Here is a 494-nt window from a genome sequence, read left to right as displayed (position 1 = left end):
AGCAGGACCAGATCGGGTCGTAGTTCGCGGACCGCGGTGAGTGCCTGGCTGCCATCTCCGATGACCGCCGTGTCGAATCCCTCACCACGCAAGACGATGGTGAGCATCTCGGCCAGCGATGGGTCGTCGTCGACGACAAGGATCCTTTGCCTCATGGTGTCCATGGTGTCACCCGATCGCGATAAAACCGGGGTACCACACGCGGGTTTCTCCGCTTTATCTGCTGCTTAGCCGACCCGCGAGGGCGTCCGGGTCCACATCCGGGCCCGCGATGGCCCATCGCCCGCACCAGTCGGCCGCAGCCAGCCCGGCGTAGACCTCACCGGTGCGCTGCTGCAGCCCGCCGTCGCGCTCGTACGCGTCTCTGGCGCGATCGGCCTCGGTGTTGGCCCGGTGCTCGGCGCGCTGCGCGGCCAGCTCGGTCGGGACGTCGAGCAGCACCTGCCAATCCGGCCTGGGCAGTTTGAGGCGGTCGAACTCGAGCTCACGCACCC

Annotated in this window: 1 protein-coding gene and 1 pseudogene; both read right to left on the bottom strand. The window is 67.8% G+C overall.

Annotation, left to right across the window (positions count from 1 at the left end):
* Positions 1-164 (bottom strand): response regulator (locus RM844_RS32215; protein WP_311670993.1); only part of this gene is annotated, 164 nt, incomplete at its 3' end.
* A gap of 52 nt (positions 165-216) precedes the next feature.
* Positions 217-494, bottom strand: a pseudogene (locus RM844_RS32210) (hypothetical protein); the annotation flags it as partial.

Origin of the sequence: Streptomyces chisholmiae (assembly GCF_031845445.1) — a bacterium.
Lineage (GTDB): Bacteria > Actinomycetota > Actinomycetes > Streptomycetales > Streptomycetaceae > Streptomyces > Streptomyces chisholmiae.
This window is presented reverse-complemented; position numbering and strand designations above follow the sequence as displayed.